Source organism: Sorangium sp. So ce302 (assembly GCF_051530145.1).
Taxonomy (GTDB): domain Bacteria; phylum Myxococcota_A; class Polyangia; order Polyangiales; family Polyangiaceae; genus Sorangium; species Sorangium cellulosum_B.
Map to the genome: position 1 here is coordinate 1,267,447 of NZ_CP150326.1, position 16,907 is coordinate 1,284,353.

Below are 16,907 nucleotides of genomic sequence, written 5' to 3' on the forward strand. Positions count from 1 at the left end.
ACCTGAGGCGCGCTGCGCGCGCCGCGTGACGCGCGTGCGCGGCGCACGACGCGCCTCACGCGGCGCGCTTCACGGAGTGTGCGACATGCGCCACGCATCGTTCCTGTGCGGCGCGTGACGCGCGTGCGCGTGCGCATGCAACTTGAACGGCGGTGTCGCGGCGTGGCCCATCCATGTCGGTTGACAACCGCCCCCGACCGGCGCTCTACAGTTTAGCGTGGTCATTGCCTCCTTTCTGGCCGTCGCGGTGCTCGTGTACACCTACTTCGGGTACCCGATCGTTATCGGCGTCCTGGCGCGCCTCCGGCCTGCGCAGCGGAAGGAGGATCCGGACTACGTCCCCACGGTGACGGCGTGCATTCCCGTCTTCAACGCGGCGTCGTATCTCTCGGCGAAGGTCGAGAGCCTCCTCGCGCTCGACTATCCGAAGGACAAGCTGGAGGTCCTGCTCTTCTCGGACGGCTCGACGGACGACACTGTGCTCGTGGCGCGACAGCTGGCCGAGCGCGATCCTCGGGTGAAGGTGATCGTCAGCGAGGCGCGTCGTGGCAAGCCGATCGGCGTGAACACGATGCTCGGGGTCGCGACGGGCGAGGTGCTGTTGATGACGGACATCCGCCAGCCGGTCGTGCCCGGGGCGCTGCGCGCGCTCGTGCGGCTCCTGGCCGATCCGAACGCGGGCTGTGTCTCTGGCAACCTGGTGCTGAAGGGATCGGCGGGGTCGGGGGCTTACTGGCGTTACGAGAACTGGATCCGCCTCCAGGAGGGGCGGTTCAGGAGCATGGTGGGCGTGACCGGTCCCATCTATGCGATCCGCCGCGCCGACATGAGCCATCTCCCGGAGGGCGTCATCCTCGACGACATGTGGGTGCCGATGCGGCTCCGCCTCGAGGGGCGTTCGATCCTGTTTGCTCCCGACGCGATCGCGTACGACGACGCCTTCGGCGACGAGCGCGAGTTCGGCCGCAAGGTGCGCACGCTGGCCGGCAATTATCAGCTCTTTTCGCTGCTCCCGGCGCTCCTCGTCCCGTTCAGGAACCCGTCCTGGTTCGAGATCTTCTCGCACAAGCTGCTCCGCCTCGTGTGCCCCTGGGCGCTCGTCGCGCTGCTGATCACGTCGACGGTCGCGTGGATGGGCGCCGAGATGAGCGGCGACGCCTCGTGGACGCTCTACGCGGCGCGCGCGTTGTTCGGCGGGCAGGTGGCCTTCTACCTGCTCGCGGCGCTCGGGGGCGCTGCGGGCAAGCTCGGCGCGCTCGCGCGGACGTTCGTGGTCCTGAACGCGGCGGCGGTGGTCGGCCTCTGGCGGTACCTCCGCGGCTCGCAGAAGGTCACCTGGTAGCGCGGGGCGCGCCGGGGCTACGGCTCCAAGAGACCCACGAGCTCGTGAACGGCGCGCTGCGACCGTCTGAGGGAGAGCGACTCCGGCAGCAGCCGCTCAGGCCCCTCGGGCGGCAGCGACTGGAACCTGACCGGCGCGGGGAGGACGTCGAGCCCTGCGCGCTCGAACATGCGGAGGGAGCGCGGCATGTGGAGCGCGCTGGTCACGACCACGACGGCGTCGGCCGACAGGCCGCGGGCGATCCGCGTGGAGTGGAGGGCGTTCTCTCGGGTATCGCGCGACTCGGTCTCCAGGATGATCTTCTTCCTGGGAACGCCGAGCTCCACGAGGAGATCGGCCATGGCGCTGGCGAGCTGGGTGGGCGCGCCTCGGACGTCCTTCCCCGAGACGATGATGTGGCCGAAGCCGTGCTCGCGGTAGACCCGCACGGCGGCGAGGCCGCGCTCGAGGCCTGCCGCCGACTGCCGTTCCATGGCTGGCTCGCCGAACTCGTCGGCGTCGATGCCGGCGGTGAGGATGACGAGGACCCGCCGCTCGGGTGAGCTTCCCGCGAGCTCCGCGTGCAGGTCCCTCGGCACCGTGCTGATCCGGCGTGCGAGCGCGCTGGAGAGCCAGGGCGTGGAGAGGAGCCACAGCGCGAGCCAGGCGCTCCACGCGAGCGCCCGCCCGATCTTCGCCCCGCGTGTTCGGAAGCTCCAGTCGCCGCCGGAGAGCGCGAGGCCGACGCCCGCGGCGACGAGGAGCACGAGGAGGGGATCGACGAGGCGGGAGATGGGCAAGGCGAGGCTCGCCGTGAGGCGCTGGGTGGGCTCACTCTATGAAGGCGCCGGGGGGGCGAAGCGAGCGAAAAAGGGCCCGTCTCCAGGTGAAACGGCGGGACGGAGTCGATCGGGGATCGTCCGCCCCGCAGCGACGCGCGCTTGCGGCGGTTCGTGGTGGGGCGGGGCTCAATGCCGCCGGTGTGTGCGCCGGCGCCTGGCTGCGGCGGCGAGGGCGAGCCCCGCGAGGCCCGCGGGGAGCCAGCCGTCGGGGGCGTTGCCGGGCATCCGGCAGCCGCAGCCGCCGTCGTCGCTGGAGCGGCTGACGCTGCCGCCGGTCGAGCTCTCGCCGCCGGTGCCGTTGCCGCCGGCGCCGTTGCCGCCGGTGCCGTTGCCGCTGCTGGCGTTGGCGGGCGGCTCTCCGAGATCGAGCGGAGCTTCCGCGTCATCGGCCGCGACGAGGATGGGCGGCGCCTCGCCGGTCTCCTCGTAGATGGCCCGGAGGTCGTCTCCCGTGCTGTCCGTGCGGTTCTCGGACTGCAGGAACTCGATGTACTCCTTCGTCATCGACTGGTAGTACACGCGCGCCGAGAGCGTTTGCCTGCCGAAGGCGTTGGCCGGGACGGTGAGCGTGAAGCGCGCCTCGTCGTAGTTGCGGTATCCGCCGTTCCCATCGGCGAAGTCGATCTCCTGGGTCGGCTGGGTGGTCCGCGACGGGACGAAGCCCTTCGGCGGGATGCGCGTATCGGAGATGATCATGTCGTGGAGCGCGAGGTGCTCCTCCTTCTCACCCACGCCCGCCTCGCCGTCCCATCGCCCGTGCACGGCCCGGTACTCGTGGGTGGGCGGCTCGTGCTGGATCTCGCCGGTGTCGGCGTCGTAGCCGCCGAGCAGCGGCCGTTCGACGCCGCTCTCGTCGACGAGGAACACGGCGATCCAGGCGCGCCGGCTCTCCGCGTAGCCCGTCGGGAACTTGTGACCGGTGAGGTTCTCGACCCGGACGGTGACGGCGATCTCCTCTCCAGGCGCGGCCTCCTGCGGGGCGTCGACGAGGGTGACCGAGGCGGCCGAGGCGAGGCTCTCGAGGGTGCCTTTGAGCGCACGCTCGAAGGAATCAGCGCGCTCCGCCGCGAGCGTCGGGTCGGCCGCCATGACGGCTTGGATGCCCCAGTGGTTGCCGCCGACGATGAGGTGGTCGCGCGGGTCGGTGCGGGGAGGCCCGAATTTGGCGACGGACCACTCCCCGAGCTTCTTGCGCATATGGCAGTCAACGCAGCTCTGTGCGTTCGTCCCGCCGTCGCGGAAGTCGCTGGATGCCCACTCTTCGAAGGTCGTATCGAGCGGAAATTCGATGTCCGTCGGAGTGCCGTTCGCGTCCCGGAGCATCACTTCCGGATTCGTGACCTGGTGGCATTGACCACAAAAGCGGGAGGTGGAGAGGCTGGGAGCCTCCTGTCCGCCGTGGTGCTCAGAGATCACGTTCTCGTAAGGGCCGTATTTGACCAGCTTTTGCTCCTCCGGGTCGATCTCGTAGCCAAATACGAGCTGCGCGTTGCCCAGGATGTATGGATCGTTGGGGGCGGGCGATGTCGTCGCTCGATGACACACATCGCACCCGACCCCCTGGCCGTCGACGATACCGTCCAGGCTCGTATCGGGGTCGAACGCCGACCCGTCCGGAGGCGTCGCACGCCCGCGTACGAAGCCGATAGGGGAGTGGCAGCGAATGCAAAACGTGCCAACTCCGGGCGCGTCCTGGTTGGCGATGGTGAGGGCAGCGATGAAGACGGGATCGCGCCAAGCATTGGCCATCATGGTGCCTGCCCATGTATCGGACGGCATGTAGTCCTTAGACTGTGGTGGATCTGTATTAGGTAAGGCCCGGTGGCAGCCGGTGCATGCCTCGGCGGAGAAAAAATCTCCGTTGTTCGGCAGATCTCCGGGCTTGGTCCCCTGGAGATCCTCGATCCCACCGGCAGCGTCTCGGCTCAGCAGCCCGAGCGCGAGGAGCAGTCCCCAAGCAGTGGTGTTCCCCCGTGTGCTCAGCATCGATCCCGTCCTCTTTCTCACCTAGTTTCTCTGCTCGACGTGCTCTGTCCGAAATGCCTCAGCTACCACCCTCTCCGCGCTGGCGGCGTGACCCTGGCGCTACGCCCCCGATCATTCAGGATCGATGCGGAACAGCCGTCCGCTACCGTCAACTCCATAGTCAACCACGTAGAGCTCCCCGGCGGCGTCCTCTCCGAAGGACGCAAGCGCTTGCAGCGTATCCGCGCTCTCGAGATCAGTCGTGAGAGGCCTCTCTCCCACCTTGCTGCCGTTCTTCCAGACGAAGCTATGAATGCGGTTGGAGGAGAAATCGCCATAGATGTAAGTGCCACGCAGCGCGGCGATCCTGCTGCCGCGGTACACATACCCTCCAGTGATTGACCCGTCGCCGGTGCCGTGCCCATGCACCGCGACAGGCGGTGTGTGATTTGCGAGTTGGCAGTTCGTCTGGCTCGGCGGGTAGCAGCCACTCCCCTCGAAGATGCTCCATCCGTAATTCTTGTGCCCCTGGCCGCGTGGCTCGACGTCGATCTCTTCGACCGATTTCGCCCCCACGTCGCCGATGTAGAGGTCGCCATTGCAGCTATCAAAGCTGAACCGCCATGGATTGCGGAGGCCGTAGTCCCAGATGTCGGGATCTCCACCGGCGAGGTTTCCGGCGGGGGGAGTCGGATATGTGTCGACGTTGATCCGTAGGATTTTGCCGTACTTCACGTCGATATTCTGACCGTTCCTGTCCGGGTCCTGCGTGTCGCCTTCGCTGCCACCATCGCCGACGCCGACGTAGAGCATGGCGTCGGGCCCGAAGGCGAGCATGCCGCCGTTATGGTTCTTTCGCAGCACCGGTATCGAGAGAAGTTCGTTTTGCGCCTGTGGGGCGGCTCGGTCCGGGTTGCTCTCAGAACGCCTGTACTCTCGAAGAACCAGCAAGTTGTTCGTCGTGTTGAAGTACAGGAAGAACCGGCCGTTGGTCGCATATTCAGGGTGAAACGCAAACCCCAGGAGTCCACGCTCGTCGGCTTGCCACTCGACCTGCTGGACGTCGTCGGTGATATCAAGGAATGGAGTGCTCTGCAGTACGCCGTCGCTGACGAGGCGGATCGTTCCACCTTGCTCCAGCACATACAGCCGGCTGGCGTCCTTCGGCTCGCTCGTCACGAAGAGGGGCTGATGAAGACCACGTACGACTTCCGTCAGCTTGAGCGGCGGTACGGTCCCGCCCGGCTCGTCGCACTCGATCGTCCCGCTCCCGCCGGCGCCGGAGCCGGAGCTGGTCGCAGGGCCGGCGCCGGCGCCATTGCTCGTGGTCGTGCCCGGGCCGCTGGTGCTGCCGTTGGTGCTGGTGCTGGTGTCCGAGCCGGTTCCGCTGCTCGTGGGGGCGCCGGTCGAGGTGCCGCCGCCGGAGCCCGTTGTACCGGGACCGGATTCTCCCCCGCCTCCTCCGCCTGCGCCGCTCTCGCTACCGCCGCAGCCATTCAGGGTGAAGCCGAGCCCGAAAAGGGCGGCTGCGATGGGCATAAAAGGAAAAAGGAAACGCTTCTGGTCCATCATGCAGTAGGACACTATCCGAACAGCGCGCCCCTTGGTATAACTTTCCACCGCTCGGCGACGTCGGCATCTTGCGGCAGGCGCCCGGACCGGCGGGCATGACTACAATGCAAGACGCTTCCCTACTGCTGTTTGGAATTCTATCGCGCCGGATTCCGTCGGCGGCGCGCTCCTGGCTGGAGCGCTTCGAACGGGCGACCGGGGCCGGTGCGGGGCTCGGCGGCGCGCCCGACGCGCGGGAGAGCGAGTCGTCGACGTGGTTCGATCTCGACCGCTTCCTCGCGACGTTCACTGCGGCGGTACGCGTGCTCGGTAGGGGGGAGCTCGGGCTTCACCCCGACGAGCGGGATGCCCTGAAGGCTGCCGGTGTCGCCGGGGTGGTCGATGGCCGGGCACTGGATGAGCTCGGCCGGATAACGATGCTGGCGCAGGTTTCGAGGCGCCTGCCCGCACCGCAGCTCGAATCGCTGCTCCGCGTTTGTTATGAGCAGGGAGATGGCCGGGAGCGGCAGGCGCTCTTGCGGGCACTGCCGCTCTTGACCGAGGCGGAGCGCTTCGTTCCGCTCGCGGTCGAGGCGTGCCGAACGAACGAGCTGCCCATCTTCGAAGCGATCGCCTGCGAGAATCCCTACCCGGCTGCCTATTTTCCCGATCTCAACTTCAACCAGATGGTCCTCAAGGCCATGTTCATGGGCGTGGCGCTCGCCCGGATCATCGGGCTCGACTGGCGGCGATCGGGCGAGCTCGCCAGGATGGCGGAGGACTTTGCTAGCGAACGGAGGGCGGCTGGCCGGGGCATCCCGGTCGACATAGGCTTGCTCTCCCTAGACCATGAGCGCGAGCGCGCGACGCGGATCCCCGAGTGAAGCGGCGCGCTGCGGAGGGACTCTTGAAGCTATTCGATCCCCACATCCACATGACATCGCGGACGACGGACGACTACCAGGCGATGGCCGCGGCCGGCATCGTGGCCGTCCTCGAGCCGGCGTTCTGGCTCGGTCAACCGAGGACGCACGTCGGCTCGTTCGAGGACTACTTCGCGTCCCTGCTCGGCTGGGAGCGCTTTCGGGCCAGCCAGTTCGGCATCCGTCACTTGTGTACTCTGGCGCTCAATCCGAAGGAGGCCAATAACCCTCGCGTGGCGCAAGGTGTCATCGATCTACTGCCGCGTTACCTCGACAAGGAGGGCGTGGTCGCTGTCGGCGAGATCGGGTTTGACGACATGACGCCCGAGGAAGAGAAGTACTTCGCCCTGCAGGTCGAGCTCGCGAGGGAGCACGAACTTCCCATCCTCGTACACACGCCGCACCGTGACAAGAAGCGGGGAACCGAGCGGACGCTCGCCGCGGTGCGAGAGCTTCGGTTCCCCGAGGAGCGCGTGCTCATCGATCACAATAACGAGGAGACGCTGCCGCTCGTGCTCGCGTCGGGCTGCTGGGCGGGTCACTCCATCTACCCGAACACCAAGATGGACGAAGACCGGATGGTCGCGCTGGTCAAGAAATACGGTGCGGAGCGGATGCTGATCAACAGCGCCGCGGACTGGGGCGTGAGCGATCCCCTGAAAGTGCCGAAGACGGCGGCCCGGATGCGTGAGAATGGGATTGCGGACGAGGTGATCGAGCGCATCGTCTGGAAGAATCCGCTCGCATTCTTTGCCCAGAGCGGCCGGCTCGACCTCGCGGAGTTCGGCGAGGCGCCCGCAGTGGACCAGCGCACCCTGTTCGAGGGCAATTCGGTCTTGCGTGGGCAGGCCCCTGTCGTGCAGCGCTGATCGGGCACACCCATGCACCGCACCGTCGTTCTCAACGTCGTCGGGCTCACCGGGGAGCTCCTCGGCGAGGCCACGCCGAACCTCAAGCGCCTCGCTCAAGAGGGCGCCATGCGCCCTCTGCAGACCGTGCTACCAGCGGTCACGTGCACGGTCCAGTCGACCTTCACGACAGGGCTCCTCCCCAGCGGGCACGGCTCTGTGGCGAACGGCTGGTATTTCCGCGACATCGCCGAGGTGAACTTGTGGCGCCAGGCGAACCAGCTCGTCACGGGTGACAAGATCTGGGAGGCTGCGCGCCGGCGCGACCCGGCGTTCACCTGTGCCAAGCTGTTCTGGTGGTACAATATGTACAGCTCGGCGGATTATGCAGTGACGCCGAGGCCGATCTACTGGGCGGACGGGCTCAAGTTGCCCGATATCTACACCGAGCCCTCCTCATTACGCGATGAGCTTGTGCACCGGTTGGGCGAGTTCCCTCTCTTCCATTTCTGGGGGCCGAACGCGGACATCCGATCGACAGAGTGGATCGCGCGGTGCGCGCGCCATGTGTACGACACGCGTCGTCCCACGTTGACGTTGGTCTATCTGCCGCACCTCGACTACAACCTGCAACGCCTCGGCCCGGGCGACCCAGCCATCGAGAAGGATCTCAGAGCGGTGGATGCCGTTTGCGGGGAGCTCATCGAGCACGTGCGCAAGGACGGGGCGCGGGTGCTGGTGCTCTCCGAGTATGGCATTACGCCTGTGACCGGCGCTGTACACATCAACCGGGCACTGCGGGAGCAAGGGCTCATTCGCGTGCGCGTCGAGCGTGGCCTGGAGAAGCTGGATCCGGGAGCTTCCGAGGCGTTCGCGGTGGCCGACCACCAGATTGCGCACGTCTATGTTCGACGCCCGGAGCGGATCGACGAGGTAAAGAGCCTGCTCGTGAAGCTGCCTGGCGTGGACTTCGTCCTCGACGGCGAGGGCAAGCGCGCCGCCGGGCTGGATCACCCGAGGTCAGGTGAGCTCGTCGCCGTCTCCAAGAAGGACCGATGGTTCACGTACTATTATTGGACGGATGACAGCAAGGCCCCCGAGTTCGCGAGGACGGTCGATATCCACAGGAAACCAGGCTATGACCCAGTGGAGCTCTTCGTCGACGCGGGCCTGCGTCTCCCGCCGGTCCACGTCGCGTGGAGGCTACTCAAGAAGAAGCTCGGTTTCCGCTATCTGATGGATGTCATCCCGCTGGACGCTTCGCTCGTGAAGGGCTCTCACGGTCGCTTGACCGAGAGCGCCACAGAGGGGCCGCTCGTGGCGTCGACCGATGCGTCCCTGTTGCCGAACAGGAGCGTTCATGCAGCGGACATCAAGGAAATCGTCCTGAGCCACATCTTTGACTGATCGCTCACGAACTGTCGGGGTGCGGCCTGCCGGTCGGTTCGTGCGGCAACGCGAGGCGCTCACTTGCCGAGCTTCGCGATGAAGAGAGAGTGGTCCGCTATGGGTTGCGGGCCGGTCCCAAAATCGATGGTCGTGCTTTGGCCCGAGCTGTTCACCGCTCGTCCTGCGATGGCGGTTCCGCCTGCAGGGTATGTTTCGGCGGCCCCTGCTAGTCCTACGCCAAGAGGCTTTAGAGGGAACCACCTCTTCCAGACCGTTCTCCCCTCGGGGTCGAGCTTGATGACGATAGGCGAGGGCATCTCTTCCACGTACAGTATCTCGCCGTCGTCGATCCTCACATCATACGTCACAGTGCCGAGCAAGATAACATTGTTGTTGGCGTCGGTGCCGATGCTCGCCGTCGTGATATCCCCTCTGAAGCCGCGGCTCCATCTGTGGTTTCCAGCGATGTCGAACTGCGCTGTGAAGGCCATTTTGCTCCACTCTGGAAGATTGCCGCCCCCGAAATCGGTGGGATGTTCGTAGGCGCCTGTCGCAGAGATGTTGCCGAGCGTGTCGACGCTCAGCGCGGTCGGCTCAGCATTGGCGAAGCCGCGGGCCCAGGCAGGACTTCCGTCCCTGTTCAGGTTGACGAGGAACATGCCCTCGTTGATCGCCGGTGAGAGAGAGCCGAAAGCGATCCTTTGAGCGAAATTCCCGGTGATGATGATGTTGCTGCTCGAGTGAACGGCGACCCCGGTCAACGTGTCGGCCCCTTGACTCTTGAATCGCTGGACCCAGCCGCCGTCCGCCGCGCGCGAGGCCCCGGTCTCTCCGTTGAGCCTCGCCACGTAAATGTCATACGCATCCGCGGGGTAGGTGGTGAACTGGTCGTCGTCGAACTGGAGGGTACCAGCGAAGTGTCCAGCGAGGATCACGTCGCCGTCTGGCATGCTCTTGACCATTGGATGACCTGCCAGGAAGCCGGAATCGCCCGCCGGAGATCCGCTGATGCCCTTGCTCCACAGGTGGTTCCCGTCGCGGTCGAACTTTACAACGAAGATGCCCGGGCCCATGTCGTCGTCGCCGAGGTTCAAGCTGCCGCTGTTGATCCCTGTGACGATGATGTTGCCCGCACTGTCGACGCACGCAGATGTCGCTTCCTGGGCCATCGCGGCGCTGAGCTGGTGGCTCCAGCGATGGTTTCCGGCGCTGTCGAAGGAGACGATGAACGCGTCGAGGTCGGAGGCGTCGTCGTGATCGGAGCCGACGAGCGGCTCGGGCCCGAACTGTATCGAGCGCGCGAACGAGCCCGCCGCGATGATGTTTTCTTCCCTGTCGAAGACTATCGAGTTGATATTTGCATCGCTGCTGGGTGTATCGAACGTCTTTGCCCACAGCGCGCAGTCAAACTCATCGCAGTTCTCGTCCTCGGTGGAGGCGCAGCTCTCCTGCTTCGGTACCACCTCGGCCTGGCAGGCGCTCCATGCCTCGCCTCGGCTGTCGCACGTCCGTCTTCCGGGGCGGCATAGTCCAACATTCGCGGTGCTGGGCGGGCCACTATAGCATTGCTCCGACGTGTCAGGGGGGCAGGCATCTGCTGAGCCGCCATTGCCGCCCGAGCTCTGGCTTCCTGAAGTGGAAGCGTCCTCGAAGTCGTCAAGCCCGAGGAGCAGCCCGCACCCGGACCCGACGAGGACGAACGCCAGAAAGCCGGCCTGTTTCATCCGGGGGCGATATGTGGACATGTGCGCGCGTCTCCTATAACTCAACGTGTTCTCCCGAAGCTCGGGCTGGTGCTTTGCTGGGAAAGGCGGGCGGTGGCTTCTTCTCACCTCTTCCTCACGTCCCCCTCACCACCCGCTGCATCACCAGCGTCAGCGGGAATCCTATCATCGCCAGCGCCGCCGCGCCGCCGGCGCCCGGCGCTCCGCTCCTCGCGATGAGCACGGCATCCAGCAGCGATATCCCTGCGATGAGCGTCACCACGGCGCGCGGGATCCGGTCCTTTCGCGTCCCACGCAGCAACCTCACCGCGTGGATCACGCAGCCAGCGAGCGCCCCGTACGCGATCGTCCCCATCATCCCCGTGAGCGGCGCGCCGAGCGTCGCCAGGAACGGGACCGCCATGAAGCCGAGCGCCCAGAGGCTGCGCACCGCCAGCAGGTTCTCCTGCTTCGCGATCGCGGTCAGCCCGATCAAATAGAACAGCAGCGCCACCCCCCCGGCGATCACCGCGCTTCCGAGCTGCCCCCCCGCCGCGAACGCCGCGGTCACATAGACCAGCACGCGGCACATCCCCATCAGCGCCGGGCTCAGCGGGTTCCCCTTGTGCCAGGCATCGTAAAGCACGATCGCCCCGGCGAGCAGCGCGCTCGCCAGGGCGGGCGCCATTCCCCGGTTCGCCACATAGGCATGGCCGCCCACGATCAACACCCCCGCCCCGAGAAGGCCGTAGCCGACCGCAAACACCTCCCGGGCGCTCACCAGCCCGGACGGGATCGGCCGCTCCGGGCGCTCGCGAGCGTCGATCTCTCGGTCGAACGCGTCGTTCAGGAACATGCCGCCCACGTACATCAGCGACACCGCGAACCCCACCAGCGCCACCTCGGGCGCCCGTGGCGCAGACCCCGACAGGGCCATGCCACAGAGCACGTTCGTCCACACCGTGGGCAGGTTCGAGACGCGGCCGAGCCGCAGGTACACCCGTGCGCGCGAGCTCATCGCCCTGCCTCCGCTCGGCTGTCCGCTCGGCCACCGGAGCTCGCGCCGATTTCGCTGTCCGCTTGCCCGGCGGAGCTCGCGCCGACCTCGCGGCCACCCCCGACTTCGCGGCCACCCCCGACTCCACGGCTCGCGCCGACGCATCTGCCCTCGCCGGCGCCCGCGCTTTCGTTACCCACCATCCGCTCCTCCACCCAGCGGAGCTCTCTTGCCACCGCCTCGACCAGCCCGCCTCGGCGCTGGTCGTCCGGAAGTACATCCCAGGTGTAGGTCTCTACCTCGAGGTGCTGCGTCGCTGGCGAGTCTCGCAGGTGCGACAGCAGCGCCGCCAGCTCCGGCTGCGTCGTCGCGAGCGCGCCCTCGAGCTCCCGGAAGATCGGCACATGGAAGTGGACTCGCCACTCCTCCGGCTGCGCCCCGGGCGCCGCTGCGGTCCCGCCGTCGAGCGCCGCGAGCGCCTCGGGCAGATCCAGGTAGCGGACGAGCTCGCCCCCGCCTGTGCCCCCACGCCGCTCGACCACCTGGTGCAGGTAGACGACGTCCTCCGCATATGCGCGCAGCCTCGCCATCGTCGCCGGCTCGCGCTCCGCCACGCGGGCGCGCAGCCCGGCGCTGAGCTGCACCTTGTGCACGCCGATGCCCGCCGCGCGGAGCGCCGCGAGCGACGCGGGGGCGTCCTCGAACTCCACCGCCATGTGGCACGCGTCGAAGCAGAGGCCGAGGTGGCTCCGGAGCGCCTCCTCGGCGTCCGGCAGGCTCATTCCGGCCAGCGCCGACAGCTCGCGCGCGCGCTCCGGCGCGAACACGTGATCGGTGAAGAAGCCGATCGCCTCGGGCGTCGTCTCGAGGAAGCAGCACGGCTCCGGCTCGAGAGCCAGCGCGATGTGCTTGCCCGTGCGGCGGCGGATCTCGACGAGGTGCGCCGCGTGCTCGACCAGCCGCCGCGCCATCGCCGGCGCGTCGCCGGGCGTGCGCACCCGCGGCCTGAACGCGCCGGGCACCGTGCTGACGCTGCCCATCAGGCCCTCGTCCGCCGGCAGCAGCTCGGCGAGGAGCGTCGCCAGGAGATCGCTGTACGCGAGCCGCTCCTCGTCGAGCCAGTCGGGCAGGTACACGCGCTCCTTCACCGGCGCGCCGTGGAACCGGCCGTAAGGGAAGCCGTTCAGCGTGAACACGTAGAGGCCGTTCCGCTCGAGAAAATCGCGGAACGCGTCGAGTTCCGCCGGCTCGGCGAGCTCCGCCGCCGCCCTCGCCGAGAGCCGCAGCCCCACCCCGCACCGGCGGCGCGCGCCCGGCCCGAGGCCCTCCGCCCCGCTGCCGCCTCCGCCGCTTCCGTCGCCTCCTCCGTGCAGCGCCCCTTGCTCCCCGCCGGCCGCGCGCGACCAGATCGCGAGCAGGTGCGTCTCGAGGCTCTGCTTCACCTCCGACCACGTCTCGCCCGCGTGGATGTTCGTGCAGTACGTGAGGTGCGGCGCGCCCGCGCACGTGAGCCTCATGATTGCGCCGCTCCCGTGACCGCGCTCGCCGCTCCCGTGGCCGCGCCCGCCGCTCCCGTGGCCGTGCCCGCCGCTCCCGTCGCGCCGATCGCCGCGAGCGCGCCCCGCCTCCCGGCGCGCTCGCGCAGCCGCGCGATCGCCGCGACGATGTGCCGCTCCTCCATCGCGTGCACCTCGCGGGCGCGCCCCACCTCCTCGAGCAACGTCACCGTGAGCTCCCCGCCGAGGTGCTCGCGGAACTCGTCCAGCCCATCGAGCACGCAGAGCCGCTCGCCCCGCTCCCCCCTCTCGCACGTGCGCGTCAGCGCGAGCGCGTCGTCCCACAGCGTGAAGCCGAGCGCCTCGAGCGCCGCCACCACCGCGGCCGCCGTCGCCTGGCTGCACAGGCCGGCCAGCTCGGCGTACAGCGTGTCGATCGCGATCCCGATCGCGACCGCCTCGCCGTGGCGGAGCCTGTGCTTCGTGAGCGACTCCAGCTTGTGCGCAGCCCAGTGCCCGAAGTCGAGCGGCCGCGCGCTCCCGAGCTCGAACGGGTCGCCCGCGCTCGCGATGTGCTGGAGGTGGATCTCCGCCGAGCGGCGCACGAGCTGCGCGAGTTGCGCGAGCGACCCCGACGCGAGCGCGGGCGCGTGCTCGGACAGCCACGAGAACAGCCGCGCGTCCCGGATCAGCGCGACCTTCACCGCCTCCGCCATCCCCGCCACCTTGTCGCGCAAGGGCAGCGTCTCCAGGAAGCGCGGATCGATGAGCACCGCGAACGGCGGGGCGAACGTGCCGAGCAGGTTCTTCTTCCCGAACGCGTTGACGCCGTTCTTCACGCCGACCCCGGAATCGGCCTGCGCGAGCACCGTGGTCGGGATCCGCACGACCCGGACGCCTCGGTGCACCGTCGCCGCCGCGTAGCCGACCATGTCGAGCACCGCGCCGCCTCCGACGATCATCACGAACGACTGCCGATCCATCCCCAGCGCGTCGAGCCTCGCCTGCAGCGCCGCCGTCGCCGCGCCGTCGTTCTTCGCCGCCTCGCCGCCGGGCACCACGATCGGCTCGGCCGCGAGCGTGAGCAGGTCCGGTCGCGCGCCCACGTACCGCGCGATGTCGTCCGCCAGAGATGGCCACGCCGCCGCGACGCCGCCGTCGATCACCGGCAGCACGCGGTGACGCCGGCGCGGCTCCTTCGCGGCGATGGCGGCCGCCAGGTCGGCGTTGCTCGGCGAAAAGACGCCCTCCGTGAAGTAGACGGGGTACTCGAAGGGGACCGCGATCCGTTGCAGATGAAGCAGCATCAAAGCCGACTTTCGAGAGAGGTCATCGGCCCGTCAAGTTGGTTCCTCGCGAGGATCCCGCGTCTTGCCGCGGTACGAAAACTTCCCCTTGGCGGCGGACGGCCTTCCTGCAATGCTGGCGCCGCTCGGTGAATCGCGCCGCCGTACGGCCGAGTTCACCTCGTTCCCCGTGATCGCCCCGTGATCGCCCCGTGATCGCCGCGTGATCGCAACCCCGTACCGCCTGACATCCTCCTCAATGCAGACGCCCATGGAAGGCACAGCCCGTCCCACGAAACGGTCCTTCATGCGAGGAGTGCTTCTGACGGCAGCGGCAGGGCTCGCCCTCGCCGCGTTCTCCGCCGGGTGCGCGCCCACGTACGTCTACAATCCCGCGAACTACGCGAAGGAGTACGACCCGCGTAAGCACGAATACACGATCGGGGTAGGGGACCAGATCCGGATCAACGTCTGGCGCATGGCCGACCTGTCGAGCGAGGCGCTCGTCCGGGCCGATGGCGTCATCACGATGCCGCTCATCGGCGACGTCTACGTGGCCGGCAGGACCCCGACCCAGGTGCGCGAGGAGCTGAAGAAGCGGCTCTCCGAGTTCGTGAAGGACGAGACGGCCGTGATCACCGTCGCCGTGACCGGGATCAACAGCTACCGGTTCGTGGTCAGCGGCAACGTCGCGCGCGCCGGCATCTTCGCCTCCAACTACTTCGTCTCCGTCTCCGAGGCGCTCGCGCTCGCCGGCGGTCCCAACCAGTTCGCCTCGACGGATCAGATCCTGCTCATCCGCATGGATAGCCCGGGCAAGTTCCGGCACATCCCCATCAACTACGACGACATCGCCTCGCGCAAGCGGCCCGAGCAGGACCTCGTGCTCAAGGCCGGCGATACCGTCTTCGTGCCCTGATCGTGGCCGGCTCCTCCGCGCTTGCCCGAAAGGCCGTCCTCGGCGCGGTCTGGACGATCGCGACGGGGCTCGGCTCGCGCGTGCTCGGCCTGATAGGCACCCTCGTGCTCACCCGGTTCATCGCGCCGGATGTGTACGGCGAGGTCTCGGCAGCGTCCGTCGTGATCATGACGGCGCACTTCATGTCGAGCCTCGGGACCGGCCAGTTCATCGCGTCGAGGCCCAACCTCGACCGCCAGATGGTCTTCAACGCGACCGTCTATTTCCACGTGGCGGGCCTCGTCGCCATCGGCGCCGTGTACCTCCTCCGGGAGCCGATCGCGGTGCACCTCGTCGGCGCGCCCGGGATGCTCGAGTTCATGCCGGGGCTCATTCTCGCGATGATCATCGATCGGATCTGGTACGTCCCCGATCGCCTGCTCATCCGCGAGATGCGCTTCCGCAGCGTGAGCCTCCGGAACGCCGCCGGCGAGCTCACCTACACCGCGGCGTCCGTCTCCCTCGCCGTGCTCGGCTGGGGGGGGAACGCCATCGTGGTGGCGACGCTCCTGCGCGCCGTCGTGCGCGTGGTGACCACGGTCCCGGCGGTGAAGCTCTCCGAGTGGCTGACGCCGAGCCCGCTGTCGGGCGAGAAGGCGCGCGAGCTGTTCGCCTTCGGCATCCCGCTCAACTTCGGGTCGCTGGCGAACTTCGGGGCTTCCAAATGGGACAACCTCGTCATGATTCGCCTGTTCGGGGAGCAAGTCGGCGGGCTCTACAACCTCGCGTGGAACCTCGCCGACATCCCGGCCTCCCAGGTCGGCGAGCGCATCGGCGACGTGCTCGTCCCGTCGTTCGCGAAGCTCGAGCCGGAGCAGCGCAAGGCGGCGCTCGTCCGCGCGCTCACGCTGCTCGCGCTCCTCATCTTCCCGCTCGCCGTGGGCCTCGGCGCGGTCGCCCCGACGATCCTGAACGACACCTTCTTCAACGAGGCATGGGAGCCGGCCGGCCCGCTCCTCGCCGTGCTGTCCGCGCTCGGCGTCGCGCGCCCGATCGGCTGGGTCTTGTCCTCGTACATGCAGGTCTACGGCCGGACGCGGACGATCATGGTCCTGGAGTGGCTCAAGGTGGCCGCGATCGTCGGCGGCATCGCGCTGCTCGGAACGATCGGCGGCGTCCTCTGGGCCTGCGCCGGCGTCGGCGTTGCGTTCGGGGTGCACGCCCTGGCGAGCCTCTGGGTGGTCAAGCGCGCCGATGGCGTCCCGTACATGCGGCTCCTGCGCCCGCTGGTCCGCCCGCTCGTCGCGTGCGTGCCCATGGTCGCCGCGGTGCTCGCCGTTCGCTACGGCATGCGGTCGCTCCACGACCTGCCCCGCGGGTGCCGCCTTGGCGCTGAGGTGGTGGTCGGCGGGCTCGCCTTCGTCGCTTCCGCGCTGGTCATCGCGCGGCAGGCATCACGGGACTTCCTCCAGCTCGCCCGCGAAGCGGTCCACCGCCGTCGTTAAGGCGTTTCCTGAATGTCACCGATCCGGCGTGACGAGCGAAGCGCGCGCAACGAGCGCAACGAGCGTTGCCAGCGTAACGAGCGTAACGAGCGTGCGGACCGCGACGAGGAGCACCTTTCCCCGCCGATCGTTGGGGCCCCACGCGACACTCGAGCGAAATTGGGGGGGCCTGTGGTAGCGTCG

At 68.0% G+C, this 16,907-nt stretch carries 13 protein-coding genes; 6 read left to right on the top strand and 7 right to left on the bottom strand.

The annotated features are described in order from the left end of the window. Nucleotides 1–217: 217 nt before the first annotated feature. Entirely contained in the window at nt 218–1,342 is a 1,125-nt protein-coding gene (locus WME73_RS04810; RefSeq protein ID WP_437914898.1) for a glycosyltransferase family 2 protein, read from the top strand. A gap of 17 nt (nt 1,343–1,359) precedes the next feature. On the opposite strand, the gene WME73_RS04815 is transcribed toward WME73_RS04810, so the two are convergent. From WME73_RS04815 to WME73_RS04825, 3 genes are all read right to left on the bottom strand, one after another. Then, nucleotides 1,360–2,121 (bottom strand): YdcF family protein, encoded by a 762-nt coding sequence (locus WME73_RS04815; RefSeq protein WP_437914899.1) that lies wholly within the window; start codon nt 2,119–2,121, stop codon nt 1,360–1,362. Nucleotides 2,122–2,289: 168 nt separating this feature from the next. Next, nucleotides 2,290–4,149, bottom strand: a complete 1,860-nt coding sequence (locus tag WME73_RS04820; protein ID WP_437914900.1) for an MYXO-CTERM sorting domain-containing protein — start codon at nt 4,147–4,149, stop codon at nt 2,290–2,292. Nucleotides 4,150–4,260: 111 nt separating this feature from the next. Next, nucleotides 4,261–5,700, bottom strand: a complete 1,440-nt coding sequence (locus tag WME73_RS04825) for a PQQ-dependent sugar dehydrogenase (protein ID WP_437744352.1) — start codon at nt 5,698–5,700, stop codon at nt 4,261–4,263. 104 nt (nt 5,701–5,804) lie between these two features. Here WME73_RS04825 and WME73_RS04830 point away from each other — a divergent pair, with 104 nt between their 5' ends. From WME73_RS04830 to WME73_RS04840, 3 genes are read left to right on the top strand one after another with little or no spacing between them, the layout of a single operon-like run. Further along, nucleotides 5,805–6,563 (top strand): EboA domain-containing protein, encoded by a 759-nt coding sequence (locus WME73_RS04830; protein ID WP_437744353.1) that lies wholly within the window; start codon nt 5,805–5,807, stop codon nt 6,561–6,563. Nucleotides 6,564–6,586: 23 nt separating this feature from the next. Next, complete coding sequence (locus tag WME73_RS04835; RefSeq protein ID WP_437744354.1) at nt 6,587–7,471, top strand: TatD family hydrolase; 885 nt, start codon at nt 6,587–6,589, stop codon at nt 7,469–7,471. 12 nt (nt 7,472–7,483) lie between these two features. Further along, nucleotides 7,484–8,857, top strand: coding sequence for an alkaline phosphatase family protein (locus WME73_RS04840; protein WP_437744355.1), 1,374 nt, complete (start codon nt 7,484–7,486; stop codon nt 8,855–8,857). A gap of 59 nt (nt 8,858–8,916) precedes the next feature. Here the strand turns inward: WME73_RS04840 and WME73_RS04845 are convergent, their stop codons facing one another. The 4 genes from WME73_RS04845 to WME73_RS04860 all read right to left on the bottom strand — a co-directional run bounded on the left by WME73_RS04845 (nt 8,917) and on the right by WME73_RS04860 (nt 14,345). Further along, nucleotides 8,917–10,302, bottom strand: a complete 1,386-nt coding sequence (locus WME73_RS04845; protein WP_437744356.1) for a hypothetical protein — start codon at nt 10,300–10,302, stop codon at nt 8,917–8,919. 376 nt (nt 10,303–10,678) lie between these two features. After that, nucleotides 10,679–11,560, bottom strand: a complete 882-nt coding sequence (locus WME73_RS04850) for a UbiA family prenyltransferase (RefSeq protein WP_437744357.1) — start codon at nt 11,558–11,560, stop codon at nt 10,679–10,681. Continuing rightward, nucleotides 11,557–13,056: a metabolite traffic protein EboE gene (gene eboE, locus WME73_RS04855; protein ID WP_437914901.1), complete on the bottom strand. Its 1,500-nt coding sequence runs from the start codon at nt 13,054–13,056 to the stop codon at nt 11,557–11,559. The genes WME73_RS04850 and eboE overlap by 4 nt, the downstream gene beginning before the upstream one ends. Continuing rightward, nucleotides 13,053–14,345 (bottom strand): 3-dehydroquinate synthase, encoded by a 1,293-nt coding sequence (locus WME73_RS04860; RefSeq protein ID WP_437914902.1) that lies wholly within the window; start codon nt 14,343–14,345, stop codon nt 13,053–13,055. Before WME73_RS04860 ends, eboE begins: the two co-directional genes overlap by 4 nt. A 283-nt stretch (nt 14,346–14,628) precedes the next feature. Here WME73_RS04860 and WME73_RS04865 point away from each other — a divergent pair, with 283 nt between their 5' ends. Together WME73_RS04865 and WME73_RS04870 are read left to right on the top strand one after the other, a co-directional pair. Continuing rightward, nucleotides 14,629–15,240, top strand: a complete 612-nt coding sequence (locus WME73_RS04865) for a polysaccharide biosynthesis/export family protein (RefSeq protein WP_437744360.1) — start codon at nt 14,629–14,631, stop codon at nt 15,238–15,240. A 2-nt stretch (nt 15,241–15,242) separates the two neighbouring features. Continuing rightward, nucleotides 15,243–16,724, top strand: coding sequence for an oligosaccharide flippase family protein (locus WME73_RS04870; RefSeq protein WP_437914903.1), 1,482 nt, complete (start codon nt 15,243–15,245; stop codon nt 16,722–16,724). Nucleotides 16,725–16,907 lie beyond the last annotated feature (183 nt).